Raw genomic sequence first — 18,720 nt, 5'->3', positions numbered from 1 at the left:
CATGACGAAGATCGACACCAGCAGGCCGGAGAACGTGCTGCCCACCCCGTCGCACACCGTCGGCCCGTTCTACGGCTACGCGCTGCCGTTCCCGGGCGGCGGCGACATCGCCCCGGTGGGCCACCCGGACACCGTCACCGTCCAGGGATACGTGTACGACGGCGAGGGCAACCCGCTGCCCGACGCCCTCGTGGAGCTGTGGGGACCCGGCCCGGACGGCCGGGTGCCGACGACGGACGGCTCGATGCGGCGCGACCCCGCGACCGGCGGCCACCTGGGCCGCAACGGCGTGCAGTTCACCGGCTGGGGCCGGATCCAGACCGATGCCGACGGGCACTGGTACGCGCGCACACTGCGCCCCGGCGCACGCGGGCGCAGCGCGCCGTATCTCAGCGTCTGCGTCTTCGCGCGGGGGCTGCTCGTCCACCTGTTCACCCGGATCTACCTGCCCGGCGATCAGGCGGCACTCGCCTCGGACCCGTTGCTGGCGGGACTGGCCGAGGAGCGCCGCGACACGCTGATCGCCCGCGACGGGGGCGACGGCACGTACCGTTTCGACATCCGCCTTCAGGGCGAGGGCGAGACGGTCTTCCTGGAGTTCCAGTGACAGCTGCCGAAGCCGAAGCCGACACCGGCCTGCTCGCCCCCGGGTGGGCGGGCTCCCCCGCCGCGTCCGCGACCGGCGACCGCGCCTTTCTGCGGGCGCTGCTGGACGCGGAGGCCGCGCTGACCCGGGCGCAGGCGGCGCTGGGCCTGGCCCCGGCCGCGGCGGCGACGGCGGTGACCGAGGCGGCCGCGGGCGCCGGCTTCGACGTGCGCGATCTGGCCCTGCGGGCCCGCAGCGGCGGGAACCCGGTGATCCCGCTGGTCGCCGACCTGACGAAGGCGGTCGGCCCGGAGCACGGTCCGTACGTCCACCGGGGCGCGACCAGCCAGGACATCATGGACACGGCGACGATGCTGGTGGCCGTGCGCACCCTCGGCCCGGTCCTCGACGACCTCGCCCGTACCGAGCGGGCGCTGGCCGCGCTGGCCGCCGCCCACCGGGACACCGCGATGCCGGGGCGCACGCTCACCCAGCACGCCGTGCCGACGACGTTCGGGCTGAAGGCGGCCGGCTGGCGGTCGCTGGTGCTCGACGCGCGCGACCGGCTGACCGCCGTACGCGACACGCTGCCCGCCCAGCTCGGCGGCGCGGCCGGGACCCTCGCGGCCTTCTCGGTGTACGGGGCCGCCGACCCGCTCGCCCTGCCCGCCGCCTACGCCCGCGAACTCGGGCTCAGGGAACCGCTGTTGCCCTGGCACACGCTGCGCACCCCGATCGCCGACCTGGCCGGGGCGCTGGCCTTCACGGCCGGGGCGCTGGGCAAGACGGCCGTGGACGTGCTCACCCTGACCCGCACCGAGATCGGCGAGACCACCGAGGGCGGCGGCGGAGGCTCCTCGGCCATGCCGCACAAGGCCAACCCCGTACGGTCGACGCTGATCGTGGCGGCGGCCCGGCGGGCGCCCCAGCTCGCGGCCACGCTCCACGGGGCGCTGGTCGCCGAGGACGAGCGGCCGGCCGGTGCCTGGCACGCGGAGTGGGAGCCGCTGCGGGAGCTGCTGCGGCTGGTCGGGGGCGCCGCCCGGGGCGCCGCCGAACTCGCCGAGGGACTGCGGGTGCATCCGGACGTCATGCGTGAACACCTCGATATCACCCGTGGGTTGATCGTCTCCGAGCGGCTGTCGGCCGAGCTGGCCGGGGTGCTCGGCCGGGCCCGCGCCAAGGAGCTGCTCACCGACCTCGCCCGGCGCACTTACGCCGAAGGCCGCCCCCTGGCCGAACTCCTCTCGGAGGAGCCGGAGTTGAAGGGGATCGAGCTCGCCGGTGCGGCCGATCCCACCCGTTACACCGGCGCCGCCGGAGCACTCACCGACCGTTGTCTGGAGCGACGTTGACCGCCACACTCCTCAACCACCTGGCCGAGGGGCCCGCTTCCGCTCCCCCGCTGCTGCTGGGGCCGTCCCTCGGCACGTCGTACGCGCTGTGGGACAAGGTGGCGCCCGAGCTGTCGGCCGTCCACCGGGTGGTCCGCTTCGACCTGCCCGGGCACGGCGGCAGCGCGCCGGACCTGATCGGCCCCGGCGCCACCGTCGGGGACCTCGCCGAACTGGTGCTCGCGCTCGCCGACTCGCTCGGGATCGAGCGGTTCGGGTACGCGGGGGTGTCGCTCGGCGGCGCGGTGGGCCTGCACCTGGCCCTGCACCACCCCGAGCGGGTCTCGTCGCTGGCGGTGATCTGCTCGTCGGCGCACTTCAACGGCGTCCGGCCGTGGCAGGAACGGGCCGCGCTGGTGCGGCGCGAGGGACTGGCCGGGCTCGCCGGGAGCGCGGACGCCCGCTGGTTCACCCCCGGGTTCAGTGTGCCCCGGCTGGTCCGGGACCACCGGGAGGCCGACCCGGGGGCGTACGCCGCCTGCTGCGACGCGCTGGCCGCGTTCGACCTGCGGGACCGGCTCGGCGAGATCTCCGTACGCACCCTGCTGATCGCCGGCCGCCAGGACCCGGCGACCCCGCCCGCGCATCTGCGGGAGATCGCCGACGCGGTGCCGCACGCCACGCTGGTCGAACTGCCCGGCGCCTCGCACCTGGCGCCCGCGCAGTGCCCGGAGGCCGTGCTGACGGCGTTGCGGGCGCACCTCGGCGGAGCCGCCCGGCGGGGGATGGAGGTCCGGCGCGAGGTCCTCGGCGACGCGCACGTGGACCGTGCGCAGGCCCGGCAGACGCCCTTCACGGCCCGCTTCCAGGACTTCATCTCGCGCTACGCGTGGGGGGAGATCTGGACCGACCCGACGCTCAGCCGCCGCGAACGCAGCATGATCACGCTGACGGCGCTGGTGGCGCACGGCCACTACGAGGAGCTGGCCATGCACGTCCGGGCGGCGCGGCGCAACGGGCTCAGCCCCGAGGAGATCGGCGCGGTGCTGTTGCAGACGGCCGTGTACTGCGGGGTCCCGGCCGCGAACTCGGCGTTCGCCACGGCCCAGCGTGTGCTCGCCGAGGAGGAGCAGGGCGGCGGGTGACCTTCCCGACGGCCGGGGCGCCGAGGCGGCGGGTGACCCTGACGGCCCCGGTCCTCAGCGTGGCCCGCGGACCGTCTCCAGGGCCGCGCGCGCCTGGCGCACCAGGCCGTCGGCACCGCACGAACGGGCCAGCGCCAGGCCCCGGTTGAGGTCGGCGACGGAGCGCGCGGCGATGCCGTACTCGACCCGGGCGGCCGCGTGTTCGTACTGGCACGGCGAGGACTCCAGGTAGGCGACCGCCTGGCCGGCCAGCCGGACCGCGCGCTGCCCGGTCTCCAGGGCGGCGGCACAGCGCAGGGCCTCGCCGATGGCGGTGTCCGTGCCGAGGCGTTCGGCCTGGCGGCGCGCGTCGGTGGCGAGCCGTCCGGCCCGGACGGGATCCTCGACGGCCAGCGCCCTGGCCAGGTCGACCATCCACGGCGCGAGCACCGGGTTGTGGCCGCCGCGGGCGGCGGCCGCCTTCTCGGCCGCCTCCAGTTCGTTGACCCCGTCCTCGGTGCGGCCGACGGCCAGCAGCAGGCGGCCGCGTACGGAGCGGGGGTCGGGCAGCACGATGGTCGACGGGTAGGGCGGGGCGAAGCCGTACCGCTCGGCGACCGCCCGGGCCTCCTCGACATGGCCGCGGGCCAGCAGCGTGTCGACGAGCCCGCAGGACGCCGACCAGTACAGGGGCAGACCGCGGCCGACCCGCTCGGCCAGCCGCAACGACTCGCGCAGGATGGCCTCCGCGTCCCTGAGGCGGCCCTGTCTGCGGTAGGCGAGCCCGACGAACGCGTTGGCCAGGGCGAGGTGGCCGCCGCTCCAGCCGGCCGTGGTGTAGACGCGCAGGGCCTCGGCGAAGAGGCTCTCGGCCCTGTCGAGACGGTCGGCGTAGACGTACGAACTGCCCAGCATCATCAGCAGTTCGACGCCCCACTCGCTGTCGGTCCAGCCGAGGCCCGGCGCGAGGCGGCCGTTGACGAGGGCGCGGTCTGCGCACTCCACGACCTCCTCGGCGTTCCCACCGTGTGCCATGAGGTCGAAGGCGCGCAGGATCAGCACGGCGCGCTCGGAGTTGTCGCGACCGGCACAGGTGCGGGCGAGCTCGGCGAGGCGCTCCGACCGGCCCGGTGAGGTCGTCTCCCCGAAGATGCCCTCCCACATGTACTGCACGGCCTGCAACCGCATCCGGGCGGGTCCGGCCCCCTGCCGGGCGGCCTCCGCCTCGACGGTGCGCACCGCCTCCTCCAACTGGTCGTTGTGGAGCAGCGCCTGGGAGAGACGGAAGACGGCGTCGACGCGTTCGGCACCGTCGAGGCCCGGCATGCCGAGCGCGGTCCGCAGATGGCCGATGGTCCGGGCGGGCGCGGTCAGCAGGGCGGCACAGCCCAGTTCGTACAGCACCCGGGCGTGCACCTCGGGCCGGGGCGGCTCCAGCAGGGCACGTTCGAGACAGGCGCGGGCCGCGTCCGGGGCGCCTACGGCGAGATGTTCGCGGGCGGCCTCCCGCAACTGCTCGACGAGCTCCTCGTCGTCGTCCGGATGGACCTGGAGCAGATGAGGTGCCGCGGCGGCCGCCCCCCGGCCCGAGTCGGTGACGACCTGGGCGGCGATGCCGTGCATGGCGGTGCGCAGCGCGTCCGGGATGGAGTGGTAGACGGCGGAGGCGATCAGCGGGTGGAGGAACTGGAGTTCCCCCACCGCCACCGGGCCCGCGCTGGGGTCAGGTTCGGTCAGGAAGCGTGCCTCGCACAGCAGTCGGGCGCAGCGCACCGCGTCGTCGTGGCGCATCGCGGCGAGCCGGGCCACGAGTTCCACCGAGATGCCGGTGCCGAGGATGGCGGCGGCCCAGGCGAACCGGGTGGCGTCGACGCCGAGTTGTTCCAGACGGGCGACGAGGCCACCGCCGCGGGCCGAGCGGTTCAGGGCGCGCAGCTCGCCGGCCGAGGACTCGGTCGGCACCAGCTCGCTGTTCCGCACCTTGACGAGGAGTTCGATCGTCTCGTAAGGGTTGCCGCCGGTGACGGCCCACACCTCCCGGCAGAACGGGGCGTCGGCGTGCGGGCCGAGCGCGGCCCGGGTGAGACCGGCCACCGCGTCCGGGGTCAGGGCGCTCAGGTGGGTGACGGGGCCGGCCGCCGCGGCGATGCCGTCCAGGAGGCGGGCGCTCTCGCCGCCGACCCCGCCGGGCCTGCGGGCCACGACGACCAGGACGGAGAGGTCGTCGAGGTGTTCGGTGAAGGCGCCGAGCCAGCGCAGGGTCTCCTGGTCCGCCCAGTGGGCGTCGTCGATCAGCAGGACGAGCGGCCAGTCCCGCCCGGCCAGCCGGCGCACGGCGGCGACGAGGCCGTCACAGACGCCCTGCGGGTCGGCGTGGCGTTCGCCGGGCTCCGTGATGCCGAGGGCGGGGCCCGCGACGTCGTACCAGTCGCCGAGGTACTCGCGCGCCTCCTCCGGCAGCAGCGACACCAGGGCGGGCTGGAGCAACTGCCGTACGACGTTGAAGGGGACGGACCTCAGGGTCTCGCCGCCGCGCGCGGACCACACGGTGCAGCCACGGGCCTCGGCGATCCGACGCGTCTCGGCCAGCAGCGCGGTCTTGCCGAGTCCCGCCTCGCCCCGCAGCACCACCAGGCTCCCCGCGGAGGACCGGTCGACGCACAGGGTCTCCACCGCGCGAGCGATGGCGGCGACTTCCTCGTCACGCTCCCACAGGGAAGCCGAGGCGCCCGTCGCGGGCCTGGCCTCCGTCATCCCGCTACCTCCCGAAGTCGCCCGAACGACGTACAGACCTCGAGCGTAGCCGCCCCGCCCGTGAACCGGAGGCCGGTCCACGCACCTCTTGCCGTCAAGGGTGACGGCAGGTGCGCCGGGACGACGCGGGGTCCCGTACGGGACGGCTGCCGAGTGTCAACAGCGGTGCGATAGAGGCAAATTGACGGTGAATTCACGTCGGCGGTGGCGGGCCGGGGGGTGAGGGTGCGGTGGCGGTGTGGTGGCGCGGTGAGGGGGTGGTCGGGTGGCGCGCCGGGGGGCGGGTGGCCGGGTGGCGCGCCGGGCCCGGCGATCCGGGGACGCGCCGAGGGGGGATCCGGGGACGCACCGCCGGGGGGGTCCGTGGACGCGCGGGGGACGGGTGACCCGGCGCCGGGCCGAGGGGTGGCCCGGGGACGCGCCGAGGGGTGGCCCGAGGACGCGCCGAGGGGTGGCCCGAGGACGCGCCGAGGGGTGGCCCAGGGAAGCGCCGGCGGCTGGCGGAGAGGGGCTGCGGAGGCAGAGACGGGATCCCTCTCATCCCTCTTTCACCGACGCCTCATACGGTGGGGGCATGACGCAGGTGACTCCTCCCGGGTGGTACCCCGACCCCGGGCAGAAAAGTGATGGTCCCCCCACCGAGCGCTGGTGGGACGGCAAGACGTGGACGGACCAGACCCGCCCCGCGGGAGAGGCCGCCGGCTGGGGTCCGCCGATGCAGGTGTCGCCCGAGGGTACGCAGCCGTACGTCTCGCCCGACTCCTCCTATCCCACCCAGCCGGGGTATCCCGGCTACCCCGGATATCCCGGCTACCCCGCACAGCCGCCGGCGGACGGCCGGCGGCGCGGGCTGCGGACCGGCATAGCCGTCGGCGTCGCGGTCGCGGTGCTCGCCAGCATCGGCATCGGCGTGTTCGCGCTGACCAAGGACGACGGTGGCGGCGGCACGAACGACGCGCGGCAGGGCCAGGGCGCCCCCGGCGGCCGGAACGGCTCCGGCGGGCAGGGCGGCCCCTTCGGCGAGTCGGGCGGCCAGGGCGGTCCGGGCGGCTCCGGCGGCGACGGCGGTTCGGGCGACGGCGGACAGTCGCCCGCACCCGACCAGTCCGAGGCGCCGAAGATCAAGAGCGGCTCGGTCACCGACGCGGTGAGCGGGATCAGCATCCCCATCCCGGACGACTGGTACGGCCAGGAGATCAGCGTCGGCGCGCAGGTCACGTCGAACAACTCGTACGACTGCCCCGGCGACACCTCCCAGAAGTGCACCAAGGGCGGCGCCTACTCGGCCCCCGCCATCGCCCTGGGCACCAAGGGCTCGACCGCGGAGGCGGTCGCCAAGGCGGACATCGCCACGAACGCCGAGGAGTCCTACGGCGGCACCACCTACGGCAAGATCACCTCGCATCAGGTGCTGGCCTCAAAGGCGGTGACGGTGGCCGGGCAGAAGGGCTACCTGGTCCGCTGGAAGGCGGTCACGAGCAAGGGTGCCGACGGCTATGTCGAGTCGCTGGCGTTCCCCTCTCCGGCGGACCCCGCGCGGATCGCCGTGATCCGTTTCGGCCTCGACACGGACCAGAAGGTCTCGGTCATCGACGAGATCGCCGCGGGCATCAAGGTGTCGACCGGCAGCGGCAGCGGTCAGAACGTCTGACCGGCCCCGAGAAGCCGGTCGGCCGGGTGGGGAACCTCTCCGCTCAAGAGGAACCCCACCCGGCCGGGGGGTGCGCGCCGCCCCCGTCCCCACGGTGCGGCGCGAGCAGGTCACCGTCCGGTCATCCCGGGGACGGCGGCCTGAGTATCAGGCGAGGCCGAGTGCCGGCAGCACGGCGGCCTCCACGAACCCGACGAGGTAGTCCCCGTCGGCGTACTCGCCCACCAGCACGGGCCGTACTCGCAGGACACCGAACATCATGGCGGGCACGTAGGCCAGCGCCGGATGGCCGGCCGCGACCTCGCCGCGCTCGACCCCGCGCCGGAGGATGCGCTCCAACTCGGCGATCTCGGGCTCCACGAGTGCCTCTCGCAGCGCCTTCTGGAGTTCGAGGTCCTGCATGACGGCGTGGCCGAGCGCCTGGAGCAGTCGGGTGTCCTTGCCCGACCAGTCACCCGCGGCCCGCGCCACCGCGCGCAGGTCGCCGGCGAGCGTTCCGGTGTCGATGCCGACGAAGCGCGCCTGCCGGGTGGAGCGCAGCGCCGCCGCCACGAAGTGGGGCTTCGTCCCCCACTGCCGGTAGAGCGTGGACTTGCTGCACCGGGTGCTCACGGCGACGCCCTCCATGGTGACGGAGTCGTAGCCGCATTCACGGATCTGTTCCAGGACGGCGTCGAAGAACTCCTGCTCACGTTCACGGGTGAGCTTGGAGCGGCGCGAGGCGACGACCGTCTCCGGTCCGTCCGCGGCCTGCGACGTCATCGGCATTTCCCCTCACTGCTGTCCGACAGGCCCGACGGGGCCCTTCTCCAGTGTGTCGCATGCAATCGATACGCCAGTGTACCGGTACTCGAACGTATCGGTACACTACCGTATCGGTACGGCACCGTGTCGTTGCCATATACACATACGCGTGCGCAGAGCAGACGAGCGCCGAGCTCGCCGCAGCGCGCACGCACCACCGTCAGCAAGGGGGCCGGGGGGATGAACCGAACCGAGCCTGAAGAAGCGGAGTCCGACGCGACAGCGCGGCCGCCGCTCGTCCGTGAGTTCCTGCTCGTCGCAGGACTCTTCCTCGTCTACAAGCTCGGCAGGCAGCTGGCGAGCGGCCACACCGGCGAGGCCTTCCGCGACGCCCGGCACGTGTGGGACCTGGAGCGGGCGGTCCACCTGCCCGGCGAGGGTCTCGTCCAGGCCCCGCTGCTGCACCGGGAAACCCTGGCGCACCTCGCGAACACCTACTACGCGACCGTCCACTTCCCCGCCACCGTGGCCTTCCTGATCTGGCTCTATCTGCGCCGCCCAGCCCACTACGTCTGGGCCCGCCGGGTCCTGGCCGCGCTCACCGCGGCCGCCCTGGTCCTGCATCTCACGTTCCCGCTGGCCCCGCCACGGATGCTCGCGGCGACGGGACTGGTCGACACCGCGCAGGTGTACGGGCCGTCCGTGTACGGCCCCCCGTCGAGCGACCACCTCTCGAACCAGTACGCGGCGATGCCCTCGCTGCACTTCGGCTGGGCGCTGATGGTGGCGATCGGCCTGATCGCCGCGACCCGCTCACGATGGCGCCTGCTCTGGCTGCTGCATCCGCTGCTGACCCTGCTGGTGATCGTCGGCACGGCGAACCACTACTGGCTGGACGCGATCACGGCCGGCGCCCTGCTCTGCCTGGCGCTCGCGCTGATCCACCCGCCGCACCGGACGGCCACGACCGCGGGACACGTCGACGAGGACCGCGTACCGGCGCAGGACCGTGTCCCCGCGGCGGCGCTCGCGTCGGTGGGGGCCGTCCGATGACCGCCACCCTGCTCTCCGTCGTCCTGTCGCTGTTCTCCGCCGTCGCCTACGCGGCCGCGGCCGTCGGCCAGGAACGCCTCGCCTCCCGCACCTCCGACACCGGCTCCGACTCCGGCACCGGCACGCTGCGCCTGCTGGCCAGCGGCGCCTGGTGGAGTTCGGTCGGGCTCAACGCCGGCGCCGCCCTGCTGCACGTGGTGGCGCTCAAGTACGGCCCGCTCACCGTGGTGCAGCCGCTCGGCGCGCTCACCCTGGTCGCGGCGGTGCCGCTGGGCGCCCGGCTCGCGGGCCGCCGGGTCAGCGCGAACGAGTGGCGCGGCACCGCGTACACCCTCGCCGGGCTGGCCGCGATCCTCGTCATGGCCTCGGGTTCCGCGCCCGACGAGGTCCTGAGCCTGCCCGAGGCGCTGGCGGTCGCCGCGGCGACGGCGGCCCTCATCGGGCTGCTGTCCCGTCCGGGCGCGCGGCCGGGCCTGCGGCACGCGACCGCGTCCGGCTTCGCCTCCGGGGTCGCCTCGGCGCTCACCCAGACGGTGACGGTGGCCGCCACCGACCGCTCGGGTCGGGTGCTGAGCCTGCAGGTGATCGGGGTGGCGCTGCTCGTCGCGGCCTTCGCCGCCGGCGGGCTGCTGCTGGCGCAGACCGCCTACCGGGGAGGTCTGGGCGCGCCGCTGGCGGTGGTGACGCTGGCCAACCCGATGGCCGCCGCGACGATCGGCCTCGCCCTGCTGGGCGAACGCCTTCGGGGCGGGGCGCCGGGGGTGCTGCTCGCGCTGGCCGGCGCGGGCCTGGCGGCGTGGGGCGTCGTCCTGCTGTCGCGTACGGCACCGGAGCGGCCCGCACCGGTCGACGCACCCGGCCCCCCGCTCCCCGCACACGACTCGGTCGGGACAGTCGGCACGGCCGGAGCGGTCGGGACGGTCGACGAGGAGCACCCCGTGGCCGCGGTGCTGGCACTGGGGCCGAGGACCGCGTCGGCCGAACCGGCGCTGCTGCCCCGCCCGTCGGGTCCGGGACAGCTGACCCCGCTGTGAGCACGTGACCACGCGTCGGGGAGCCCGGGACCGGGGCGAGACATGCAAAATCCCGCGCGCCGCACCACTGCGGCACGCGGGATTTCGTATGTCCGTGGGCAGGTCCCCCCGCCGTCGGCGTCAGCCGAGGCCCCTGGAGTCCTGCTTCAGGGCCGTGTCGACCGTCAGGGCCGTCGCGATCACGAGGCTCAGCAGCGGCTCGGGCAACTGGTAGTGGATCTGGAGGACGTAGTTGTCCGCGGTCGTGAAGAGGGTCTTGGCCAGGCCCTCCCAGGTCTTGGTGATCCGGGCGACCTCGTTCTCCGCGTGGTCGACGATCGCGAAGTTCCAGGCGCGCCAGTTCTCCGCCTTGATGGCACCGATCTTCTGACCGTTGACGTTGATGGCGAAGTTGATCTTGCCGATCATGTTCTGCTGGACGATCTCGCCGACCGGCTGACCGTCCGCACGCTCCACGATCACCCGGGACTTGAATATCTTGGCCGGACGGGTGAGCCGCAGGACGGGCTGGCCGTGGGCGTCCCGGATCTCCAGCCGGTGGGTGAGGTACTGGTCCAGGCTGGAGACGAAGCGCAGGATCTTCCGCAGCACGCCCTGGCCGACCTCGACGACCGAGCCGAGCGCGTTGCCGTTCTGATCCATGACCTTGTACTCGTTGGTCAGCTCGATCAGCTTGGCCTTCTGGTTCACCACCAGGACCGGCTCGGAGAACAGCGTGCCGCCGCCGGGACCGCTCGGGGCGACCCCGGCTTCCTGCTGCACCTGCTGCTGCACGCGCGGGTCGGCCTGCGGCGGAATGTGCGCCGCGGGGGTCTGACCGCCCTGCTTCTGGTCGGGGGCGGTCTGCTGGGTCCACTGCGCGCCGTCCCAGTAACGGAGCGTCTGGGACGCCCCGTGCGGATCCGGGTACCAGCCTGCAGGTGTGTTCGAATGCGTGGTCACCGGGGCACACTACCCTGCGCGTACGGGGACCTGACCAGTCCCCGGAACGGGATGTCCACGACGACTGCGCGCCGGGTCATCCGGTGGCGAGGGCAGGGTCGCTGACACCGGGTCGACCATTCTCCACATGTCCGGCGAAACGCCTCGAATAGGCCGCGTCGGTGGCGGACGTGACCGTGAGGTCGTACCAACGCCGGCTCGCGGTCAGGTCGACGGTGTGCCGGACCGTGGCGCCGGGACGCACCTTGAGGGTGCGCGCACGGCCGCCGTAACCGTTGGCCAGCGTCAACTCCACCGTGGCCGAGCCCTTGTTGGTGACGGTCAGTTCGACGGCGTCGCCGTGGTGGCGGGCGGTGACCTCGGGGTCCGCCGCGGCGGTGCCCGACCCCTTGAAGGCGCGCAGGAAGCCGTTCGGGCCGTGCACCGTCAGATCGTACGAGCCCGCGGAGTACGCGGTGTTCCAGGTGTCGGAGACGGACTTGCCGGCTTCGGTGGTGTAGGTCCAGGGACCGTCCGTCTGGTTCCCCGAGGTGACGAGGAAGGCCGCGCCGGCCTGGGCGCCGGAGGCGAAGGTGAGCGTGAACGTCCCGGCGTCCGCGCCGGTCGAACCGTCCACCGACGGGGCGTACTTGAGCGGCCGGGTCGGCCGCGAGCCGCATTCCTGCCGGGGTGGCACGGGACCGGCGGGCGGGGTGGGCACGTAGTCGGGGTGGCGGTTGCCGTCCGGCGGCCGGTAGCCGTCGGTGTCCGGCAGGACGACCGGCCGGGTGTCGGCGCGGGAGAAGTCGAACGCCGAGGTGAGGTCGCCGCAGACGGCACGCCGCCAGGGCGAGATGTTCGGCTCGTACACCCCGAAGCGACGCTCCACGAACCGGATGATCGAGGTGTGGTCGAACGTCTCGGAGCAGGCGTAACCACCCTTGCTCCAGGGCGAGACGACGAGCATCGGCACCCGCTGGCCCAGGCCGTAGGGACCGGCGACATGGCCGCTGTCGCCCTTGAAGACGTCCGGGCCGGGGTCGGCGGTGGACTTGCCCTGAGCGGCCGAGGCCGGCGGGAAGGGCGGTACCAGGTGGTCGAAGAAACCGTCGTTCTCGTCGTAGGTGATGAACAGGGCCGTCCGCGCCCAGACGGCCGGGTCGGCGGTCAGCGCGTCCAGGACCTGGGCGACGTACCAGGCGCCGTAGTTGGCGGGCCAGTTGGGGTGCTCGGTGAACGCCTCCGGGGCGACGATCCAGGAGACCTGCGGCAGTTTCCCGCCCGTGACGTCGGCCCTGAGCCGGTCGAAGAAGCCCTCGCCCTTGCGGGCGTCGGTGCCGGTGCGGGCCTTGTCGTAGAGCGGGTCGCCCGGCTTGGCGTTGCGGTACTGGTCGAAGTAGAGAAGGGAGTTGTCGCCGTAGTTGCCGCGGTAGGCGTCGGAGATCCAGCCCCAGCCGCCGGCCGCGTCGAGGCCGTCGCCGACGTCCTGGTAGATCTTCCAGGAGACGCCCGCCCGCTCCAGGCGTTCGGGATAGGTCGTCCAGCTGTAGCCGGCTTCGTCGTTGCCGAGGACCGGGCCGCCGCCGCGGCCGTCGTTGCCGGTGTAACCGGTCCACATGTAGTAGCGGTTGGGGTCGGTGGAGCCGATGAAGGAGCAGTGGTAGGCGTCGCAGATGGTGAAGGCGTCGGCGAGCGCGTAGTGGAACGGGATGTCGTCGCGGGTCAGATACGCCATCGTCGTCGCCGACTTGGCCGGCACCCACTTGTCGTATCTGCCTCCGGCGAAGGCCGCGTGTCCGTCGTTCCAGCCGTGCGGCAGGTCCCGGAGGAACGCCATGCCCAGGTCGTCGGCGTCGGGGTGGAAGGGCAGGACGTCCTTGGCGCCGTCGGACTGTCGCCACACCGTCCGGCCGGGCGTGGGTGAAGCCGGGCGCGGGTCGCCGAAGCCGCGCACACCGCGCAGGGAGCCGAAGTAGTGGTCGAAGGATCGGTTCTCCTGCATCAGCACGACGATGTGCTCGACGTCCTCGACGGATCCCGTGCGACGGTGGGCCGGGAGCGCGGAGGCACGCTCGATGCTGCCCGACAGGGCGGTGAACGCCGTTGTGGCGCCTGCGAGTTGGAGGAATCGGCGCCGGTTGACCTCGGACATGGTTGAGGTACCCCTCTCGTCGTGACGCACACGGCTGGCGGGAACGTGACGGGACGTGCGGGCAAGGAGTTTTCCAAGGGCGCCGAACGACAGGGAAGGGTGCGATGGCGGGGATGTGAAAGTCACCGGTACGTGCGGGTGTGCCGCGGCCCGCGACCCCGGGTCGGGACAATCACCCTGCCCTGATATCAGTTGATTGCATACCTGACCCGGACGGAGCGATGAGAAACAGCACGGTACTGACCTGCGCGACACTTCTGGCCACCCTGGCGGCGGGGGCGCTGACCGGATGTTCCGGGACGCCTTCCGGCAAGCCTTCCGCCGGGTCTTCCGGCAACCCTGCCGCGGGGTCCTCCGCCGGTTCCTCCACCGGCGCGCGCTGGCAGCCGCGCCCGGGGATGGCCTGGCAGTGGCAGCTCGACGGGAAGGTCGACCCGACAGCCGCCGACGTGCCCGTCTACGACATCGACGGCTTCGAGAACTCCGCCGCGGACGTGGCCCGATTGCACCGCGACGGCCGCAAGGTCATCTGTTACGTCAACGTCGGCGCCTGGGAGGACTTCCGTCCCGACCGGAGCGACTTCCCGCGTGCCCTGCTCGGCGCGTCCAACGGCTGGGAGGGCGAACGCTGGCTGGACATCCGGCAGCTCTCCACACTGCGCCCGATCATGGAACACCGCTTCGACATGTGCCGCGACAAAGGATTCGACGCGGTGGAACCGGACCTGGTGGAGGGCTACGACAACGACACCGGATTCCCGCTCACCGCGCGCGACCAGCTCGCCTACAACCGGATGATCGCGGAAATCGCGCACGACCGCGACCTGCCGGTGGGCCTCAAGAACGATCTCCCGCAGATTCCCCGGCTCCTGAACGACTTCGACTTCGCAGTCAACGAGGAATGCGCCCAGTACGGCGAGTGCGCCGAGCTCACTCCGTTCATCAAGGCCGGCAAGGCGGTCTTCCACGTGGAGTACAAGGGATCGACCAGCGGTTTCTGCCCGGAGTCCCGCAGGCTGAAGCTGTCGTCGATGCTGAAGAAGCGGGAACTGGGGACGTGGCGCCGGGCCTGCTGACCCGGAACCGAGCCCCTCGTTCCCGTTCGTGTTCCCTTTCCGCCCCTTATTGCCGTAATGAAACACCCCTCCCCTTACTTGCACGCCGCAGTTCTTGGATTCCGACGGACCTCGCCAGCGGCAGTCCCAACTCACGTCCAGAAACAACGGACCAAGAATGGAAACCACCTCATCCAGTTCCTCATCGGTACGGTCGGGGTCCAGGTCGCTGCAGGGATCGCCGAAGGGCGAGGTCGAGTCCAGAGTGAGAGTCATCCCTCCGGGGAGCGGCCACAGGTCGGTCAGGGGGCGGAGCCTCACGTAGCCGGCGAACCAGGAGTCCGGTCTCGGCCGTGGTGACCGGCTCTGTTCGGGGCGTGGCCTTGGAGACCCGGTCGGCCGGCTCGCACGAGATCTCCCGCGCTCGCGTCAGCGCGCTCGGGGCGTCGGGAAAGGGTCCTGCGACCGGACTTCCGCCTCACGGAAGGCGCGTTGCGCGGCGACCACGGCCGTCGGGACCCTGGCTCCCACCACACCGAGCGGGGCGACGAGGCCCCGCGCCCAGGGACGGGGACACGATGCCTCATACGACCGCCTTCGCCAGGAACCAGTGGTACGTCGCCGCCTACAGTCACGAGGTGGGGCGCGCGGAGCTGCTCGGACGGACGGTTCTCGGGGAGCCGCTGGTCCTGTACCGGACGGAGGCGGACGGGACGCCGGTGGCGTTGCACGACCGCTGTGTGCACCGGCGCTTCCCGCTGTCGGAGAGCCGACTGGACGGCGACCGGATCGTCTGCGGCTACCACGGGTTCACGTACGACACCACGGGCACCTGCGTATACGTGCCGGGCCAGCGGCGCATCCCGCGCACCGCCCGCGTGGCCTCGTACCCGGTGGCCGAGCGGGACTCGCTGGTGTGGGTGTGGATCGGCGACCCGGAGTCGGCCGACCCCGAGACGATCCCGCGTGCCCGGCATCTCGACTCCCCCGGCTGGACCACGGTCCGTGGCATGGAGCCGATCGACGCCGACTACGGGCTGCTGGTCGACAACCTCCTCGACCTCTCCCACGAGACGTATCTGCACGGCGGCTACATCGGCACCCCCGAGGTCGCCGAGACACCGATCAGCACCGAGGTGGACGAGGGCGCGGGGGTGGTGCGAGTGAGCCGGCGCATGGACGACGCCGAGTGCCCGCCGTTCTACGCCCGTTCGACCGGGATCGAGGGCCGGATCACCCGCTGGCAGGACATCGAGTACCACGCGCCGTGTCTGTATCTGCTGCACAGCCGGATCGCCCCGGCCGGGGTGCTGCCCGAGGCGGGCGGCAGCGACCCGAACGGCTTCCACACCGAGATCACGTACGCGATCACGCCGTCGGCCGAGGGCAGGGTGTACGACTTCTGGGCGGTCTCGCGGGACTGGGCGACGGACGACGAGGAGGTCACCGAGTTCCTGCGGAGCAACAACCACACCGTCGTCATGCAGGACGTCGACGCGCTCAACCTGCTCCAGCGCGCGCTCGGCGCCGAGCGCGCCGGTTACCAGGAGCTGAGCATCAACATCGACACCGGCGGTCTGGCCGCCCGCCGTATCCTCGCCCGGCTGGTCGAGGAGGGCGGCAAGCCGGTGGAGCGGGCCCGGTGAGCGGCCTCCCGCCGCGCGAGCCGCGCGAGATCTACCGCGTCGACTGGCTGCCGGGGACCGACGTGCTGCACGGCACCTGCCACTGCGGGGCCGAGCACCACGCGCAGGACCCGGCCGAGATGTGGGAGTGGATGCTCGGCCACCCCGAAGGACACCAGCCCCGAGGGGACCGCACGTGACCGACCATGAGGTCGAACTCGTCGTAGAACAGCGCGAGTTCGTGGCCGAGGGCGTACTCGCCCTGACCCTGCGCCCCCCTCGGGGCGGACTGCTCCCCGGCTGGGAGCCCGGCGCCCACATCGACCTCCTGCTCGGCCCGGACCTGGAACGGCAGTACTCGCTGTGCGGCGATCCGGCGGACCGTACCGCGTGGCGGATCGCGGTGCTGCGGGAGCCGGCCGGGCGGGGCGGATCCGCCCATGTGCATGAGCGGTTGAGACAGGGCGACCCGGTGCGGGTGCGCGGCCCGCGCAACCACTTCGCGCTGCGGCCCGCGCCCCGGTACCTCTTCGTCGCGGGCGGCATCGGGATCACCCCGATCCTGCCGATGGTGGCGGCGGCCCGGGCCCGGGGCGCGCGGTGGTCGCTGCTGTACGGCGGTCGCAGCCGCGGATCCATGGCGTTCGCCGGGGAGTTGGCCGGGTACGGGGAGCGGGTCACCGTCGTGCCCGAGGACGAGTGCGGTCCGCTCGACCTCGGAGCGGCGCTCGACGCGCTGCCCGACGGCACCCTGGTCTACTGCTGCGGACCTGGTGCGCTGCTCGACGCCGTCGAGGCGCGGTGTCCGGCCGGTGTCCTGCACGTCGAGCGGTTCCGGCCGAGGCAACCGCCGGCGGGCCAGGAGGACGCGTCCGGGGGCGAGTTCGAGGTCGAGCTGGCGCTGAGCGGTCGTACGCTGACCGTCGCCCCGGGCGTCTCCGTGTTGGAGGCCGTGCGCGCCGCCGGTGTGGAGGTGCTGTACTCCTGCACCGAGGGGACCTGCGGCACCTGTGAGACGGACGTGCGCGAAGGCACCCCGGAGCACCGGGACTCCGTGCTGACCGACCAGGAGCGGGCGGAAGGCGCGACCATGATGATCTGCGTCTCCCGCTGCCGGGGGAAACGGCTGGTCCTGGAGCTGTGATCCTCACCCGGCGGGTTCAGCGGGTGACGATGCCAACGAAGAGATTGATGGCACTGGCGAGAATGCTGGTGCCGAAGACGTACGACAGGAGGCAGTGCCGCAGCACCATGGCGCGGATCCGGGTGCTCGACACGCCGGTGTCCGAGACCTGGTACGTCATGCCCAGGTTGTAGCTGAAGTAGATGAAGTCCCGGTACGCCGGTGGCTCCGTGGAGTTGAAGTCGATCCCGCCCGTGGACTGCGGGTAGTAGAGGTACGCGTACCGGGTGGCGTACATCAGGTGCAGGGCCGACCAGGCGGCGAACACGCCGAGGAGTGCCGTCGCCGCGTGCGCGGGGTCGGAGTTGCCGAGCAGCAGCACGACGATGCCGACCAGTCCGCACACCGCGGCCCCGATCACCGCCAGTTCCTCGGCCACGGGTCGCAGATCCTCACGCCGGGCGTGCCGGTGCGTGGCGGTGGCGTCCATCGGCCACAGCACGATCCAGCCCGTCACCACGAAGAAGGCCTCGGTCGCGGCGATGCCGGCCAGCACGCCCAGCGGTACGTCGGTCGGCACGGCGACGGCGGCACCCACCACGGCCCCGACGAGCCCGGCACAGGCCAGCCGTGGGATGGCGGAGAGCGGCAGCCAGATGCGCATGAATCTGGACATTAACTGACACTCTCGGTTCCGGCGGCCACGGCGACCACAGTGGCCCCACCGTCCAGTCCGTCCCGGCCGGCCGCCGGGCTGATCCGCCGGACAGGGTCTAGCCCGCATGGGCCATCGGGCGCGCGCTCGACGGTCCTGGGCGGCAGGGTGTTGGTGCGGGCCCAGACGCGCCCACCAGGGACGACCAGCACCTGAAGGCCGGGAGGATCCATGCGGGAGAAGCCGCTGAGCAAGATCGGCGAAGAGCTGTTGCGCCTGCGCCACGGTTTGTCGCGCACCTCGGAGCACCGGTCGCCGACCCCCGGTTTCGGGATCGACGGCGAGCTGGCCGCCGGCTTCGTCGACGACGCCCTCTCGCCGCAGCAGCAGGTGCAACTGGCCCAGCAGGTGGCGGGGATGCTGCCCTTCCACTGGTCGCAGACCAACACCTACGCGTCGGTCATGTCGCAGATCCTGGAGCACGTCGGCAGTCAGCAGAAGCTGATGCGCTGGCTGGACGGCTTCCCCGGCCTCCCCCGGCTGACGGCCCGGTTGTACGTCGTGATGGGTCTGCTCGACGAGTTCAGCGGGAATTCCGCCGTGGTCACGGCGCTGCGCGAGTTCCGCGAGCAGACGCCGGTCCCGCCGGGCCTCCAGGGCTGTCTGCTGCCGGAGACCGACGACGAGACGCTCGCCGGCCTCGCCTTCCGGATCGAGGAGCATCTCGCCGACCATGAGATGGACAAGGCCGTCGAGATCGCCCTGGCCACGACTGACTTCCTGAGACGCGTCGCGCCGCGGGCCGCGGAGCTCGACCCCTCGGTCGGCGGCATGGGCGAGCTGATGACACACAGTCACCACGACCTCCAGGACGCGGCCGCCGACGCCGGCGCCTGAAGCAGCCGCGGA

General features: G+C 72.7%; 16 protein-coding genes. 11 read left to right on the top strand and 5 right to left on the bottom strand.

Annotated features, from left to right (window positions below; genetic code table 11):
* The first annotated feature begins 1 nt into the window (after position 1).
* The 3 genes from pcaG to pcaDC are packed head-to-tail and all read left to right on the top strand — an operon-like array spanning position 2 to position 3,065.
* Positions 2–607, top strand: coding sequence for a protocatechuate 3,4-dioxygenase subunit alpha (gene pcaG, locus ACWC24_RS26520; protein WP_450665376.1), 606 nt, complete (start codon positions 2–4; stop codon positions 605–607).
* The gene (gene pcaB, locus ACWC24_RS26515) at positions 604–1,941 is read left to right on the top strand and encodes a 3-carboxy-cis,cis-muconate cycloisomerase (protein ID WP_450665375.1); all 1,338 of its coding nucleotides are present in this window, start codon (positions 604–606) and stop codon (positions 1,939–1,941) included. Before pcaG ends, pcaB begins: the two co-directional genes overlap by 4 nt.
* Positions 1,938–3,065 (top strand): bifunctional 3-oxoadipate enol-lactonase/4-carboxymuconolactone decarboxylase PcaDC, encoded by a 1,128-nt coding sequence (gene pcaDC / locus ACWC24_RS26510; protein ID WP_450665374.1) that lies wholly within the window; start codon positions 1,938–1,940, stop codon positions 3,063–3,065. Before pcaB ends, pcaDC begins: the two co-directional genes overlap by 4 nt.
* Before the next feature lie 54 nt (positions 3,066–3,119).
* On the opposite strand, the gene ACWC24_RS26505 is transcribed toward pcaDC, so the two are convergent.
* Complete coding sequence (locus ACWC24_RS26505; protein ID WP_450665373.1) at positions 3,120–5,798, bottom strand: ATP-binding protein; 2,679 nt, start codon at positions 5,796–5,798, stop codon at positions 3,120–3,122.
* A 574-nt stretch (positions 5,799–6,372) separates the two neighbouring features.
* Here ACWC24_RS26505 and ACWC24_RS26500 point away from each other — a divergent pair.
* Positions 6,373–7,449, top strand: coding sequence for a DUF2510 domain-containing protein (locus ACWC24_RS26500; protein WP_450665372.1), 1,077 nt, complete (start codon positions 6,373–6,375; stop codon positions 7,447–7,449).
* Between the two features lie 147 nt (positions 7,450–7,596).
* Here the strand turns inward: ACWC24_RS26500 and ACWC24_RS26495 are convergent, their stop codons facing one another.
* A complete protein-coding gene (locus ACWC24_RS26495) occupies positions 7,597–8,211 on the bottom strand; it encodes a TetR/AcrR family transcriptional regulator C-terminal ligand-binding domain-containing protein (protein ID WP_450665371.1) in 615 nt (204 codons plus the stop codon).
* Between the two features lie 222 nt (positions 8,212–8,433).
* On the opposite strand from ACWC24_RS26495, the gene ACWC24_RS26490 reads away from it, so the two are divergent.
* Positions 8,434–9,246: a phosphatase PAP2 family protein gene (locus ACWC24_RS26490; RefSeq protein WP_450665370.1), complete on the top strand. Its 813-nt coding sequence runs from the start codon at positions 8,434–8,436 to the stop codon at positions 9,244–9,246.
* Positions 9,243–10,280: a DMT family transporter gene (locus ACWC24_RS26485; protein ID WP_450665369.1), complete on the top strand. Its 1,038-nt coding sequence runs from the start codon at positions 9,243–9,245 to the stop codon at positions 10,278–10,280. The genes ACWC24_RS26490 and ACWC24_RS26485 overlap by 4 nt, the downstream gene beginning before the upstream one ends.
* Positions 10,281–10,400: 120 nt before the next feature.
* On the opposite strand, the gene ACWC24_RS26480 is transcribed toward ACWC24_RS26485, so the two are convergent.
* Together ACWC24_RS26480 and ACWC24_RS26475 are read right to left on the bottom strand one after the other, a co-directional pair.
* Positions 10,401–11,222: a phospholipid scramblase-related protein gene (locus tag ACWC24_RS26480; RefSeq protein ID WP_450665368.1), complete on the bottom strand. Its 822-nt coding sequence runs from the start codon at positions 11,220–11,222 to the stop codon at positions 10,401–10,403.
* Positions 11,223–11,298: 76 nt separating this feature from the next.
* Positions 11,299–13,353: a phosphocholine-specific phospholipase C gene (locus ACWC24_RS26475; RefSeq protein WP_450665367.1), complete on the bottom strand. Its 2,055-nt coding sequence runs from the start codon at positions 13,351–13,353 to the stop codon at positions 11,299–11,301.
* 221 nt (positions 13,354–13,574) lie between these two features.
* On the opposite strand from ACWC24_RS26475, the gene ACWC24_RS26470 reads away from it, so the two are divergent.
* The 4 genes from ACWC24_RS26470 (at position 13,575) to ACWC24_RS26455 (ending at position 17,177) form a co-directional block, all read left to right on the top strand.
* Positions 13,575–14,429, top strand: coding sequence for an endo alpha-1,4 polygalactosaminidase (locus tag ACWC24_RS26470; protein ID WP_450665366.1), 855 nt, complete (start codon positions 13,575–13,577; stop codon positions 14,427–14,429).
* Positions 14,430–14,986: 557 nt separating this feature from the next.
* Entirely contained in the window at positions 14,987–16,054 is a 1,068-nt protein-coding gene (locus tag ACWC24_RS26465) for an aromatic ring-hydroxylating dioxygenase subunit alpha (protein WP_450665365.1), read from the top strand.
* Positions 16,051–16,233 carry a hypothetical protein gene (locus ACWC24_RS26460; protein WP_450665364.1) on the top strand — a complete coding sequence of 61 codons (183 nt, stop codon included), beginning with the start codon at positions 16,051–16,053 and terminating at the stop codon, positions 16,231–16,233. The genes ACWC24_RS26465 and ACWC24_RS26460 overlap by 4 nt, the downstream gene beginning before the upstream one ends.
* Positions 16,230–17,177, top strand: coding sequence for a PDR/VanB family oxidoreductase (locus ACWC24_RS26455; RefSeq protein WP_450665363.1), 948 nt, complete (start codon positions 16,230–16,232; stop codon positions 17,175–17,177). The genes ACWC24_RS26460 and ACWC24_RS26455 overlap by 4 nt, the downstream gene beginning before the upstream one ends.
* A gap of 16 nt (positions 17,178–17,193) precedes the next feature.
* Here the strand turns inward: ACWC24_RS26455 and ACWC24_RS26450 are convergent, their stop codons facing one another.
* Positions 17,194–17,832 (bottom strand): DUF1345 domain-containing protein, encoded by a 639-nt coding sequence (locus ACWC24_RS26450; RefSeq protein WP_450665362.1) that lies wholly within the window; start codon positions 17,830–17,832, stop codon positions 17,194–17,196.
* Positions 17,833–18,042: 210 nt separating this feature from the next.
* On the opposite strand from ACWC24_RS26450, the gene ACWC24_RS26445 reads away from it, so the two are divergent.
* The gene (locus ACWC24_RS26445) at positions 18,043–18,708 is read left to right on the top strand and encodes a hypothetical protein (RefSeq protein ID WP_450665361.1); all 666 of its coding nucleotides are present in this window, start codon (positions 18,043–18,045) and stop codon (positions 18,706–18,708) included.
* The last annotated feature ends 12 nt before the right edge of the window (positions 18,709–18,720 follow it).

It is taken from the genome of Streptomyces sp. NPDC001443, assembly GCF_053597355.1.
The sequence above is the reverse complement of the archived record's forward strand: the minus strand, read 5'-3'. Positions and strand labels throughout refer to the sequence as shown.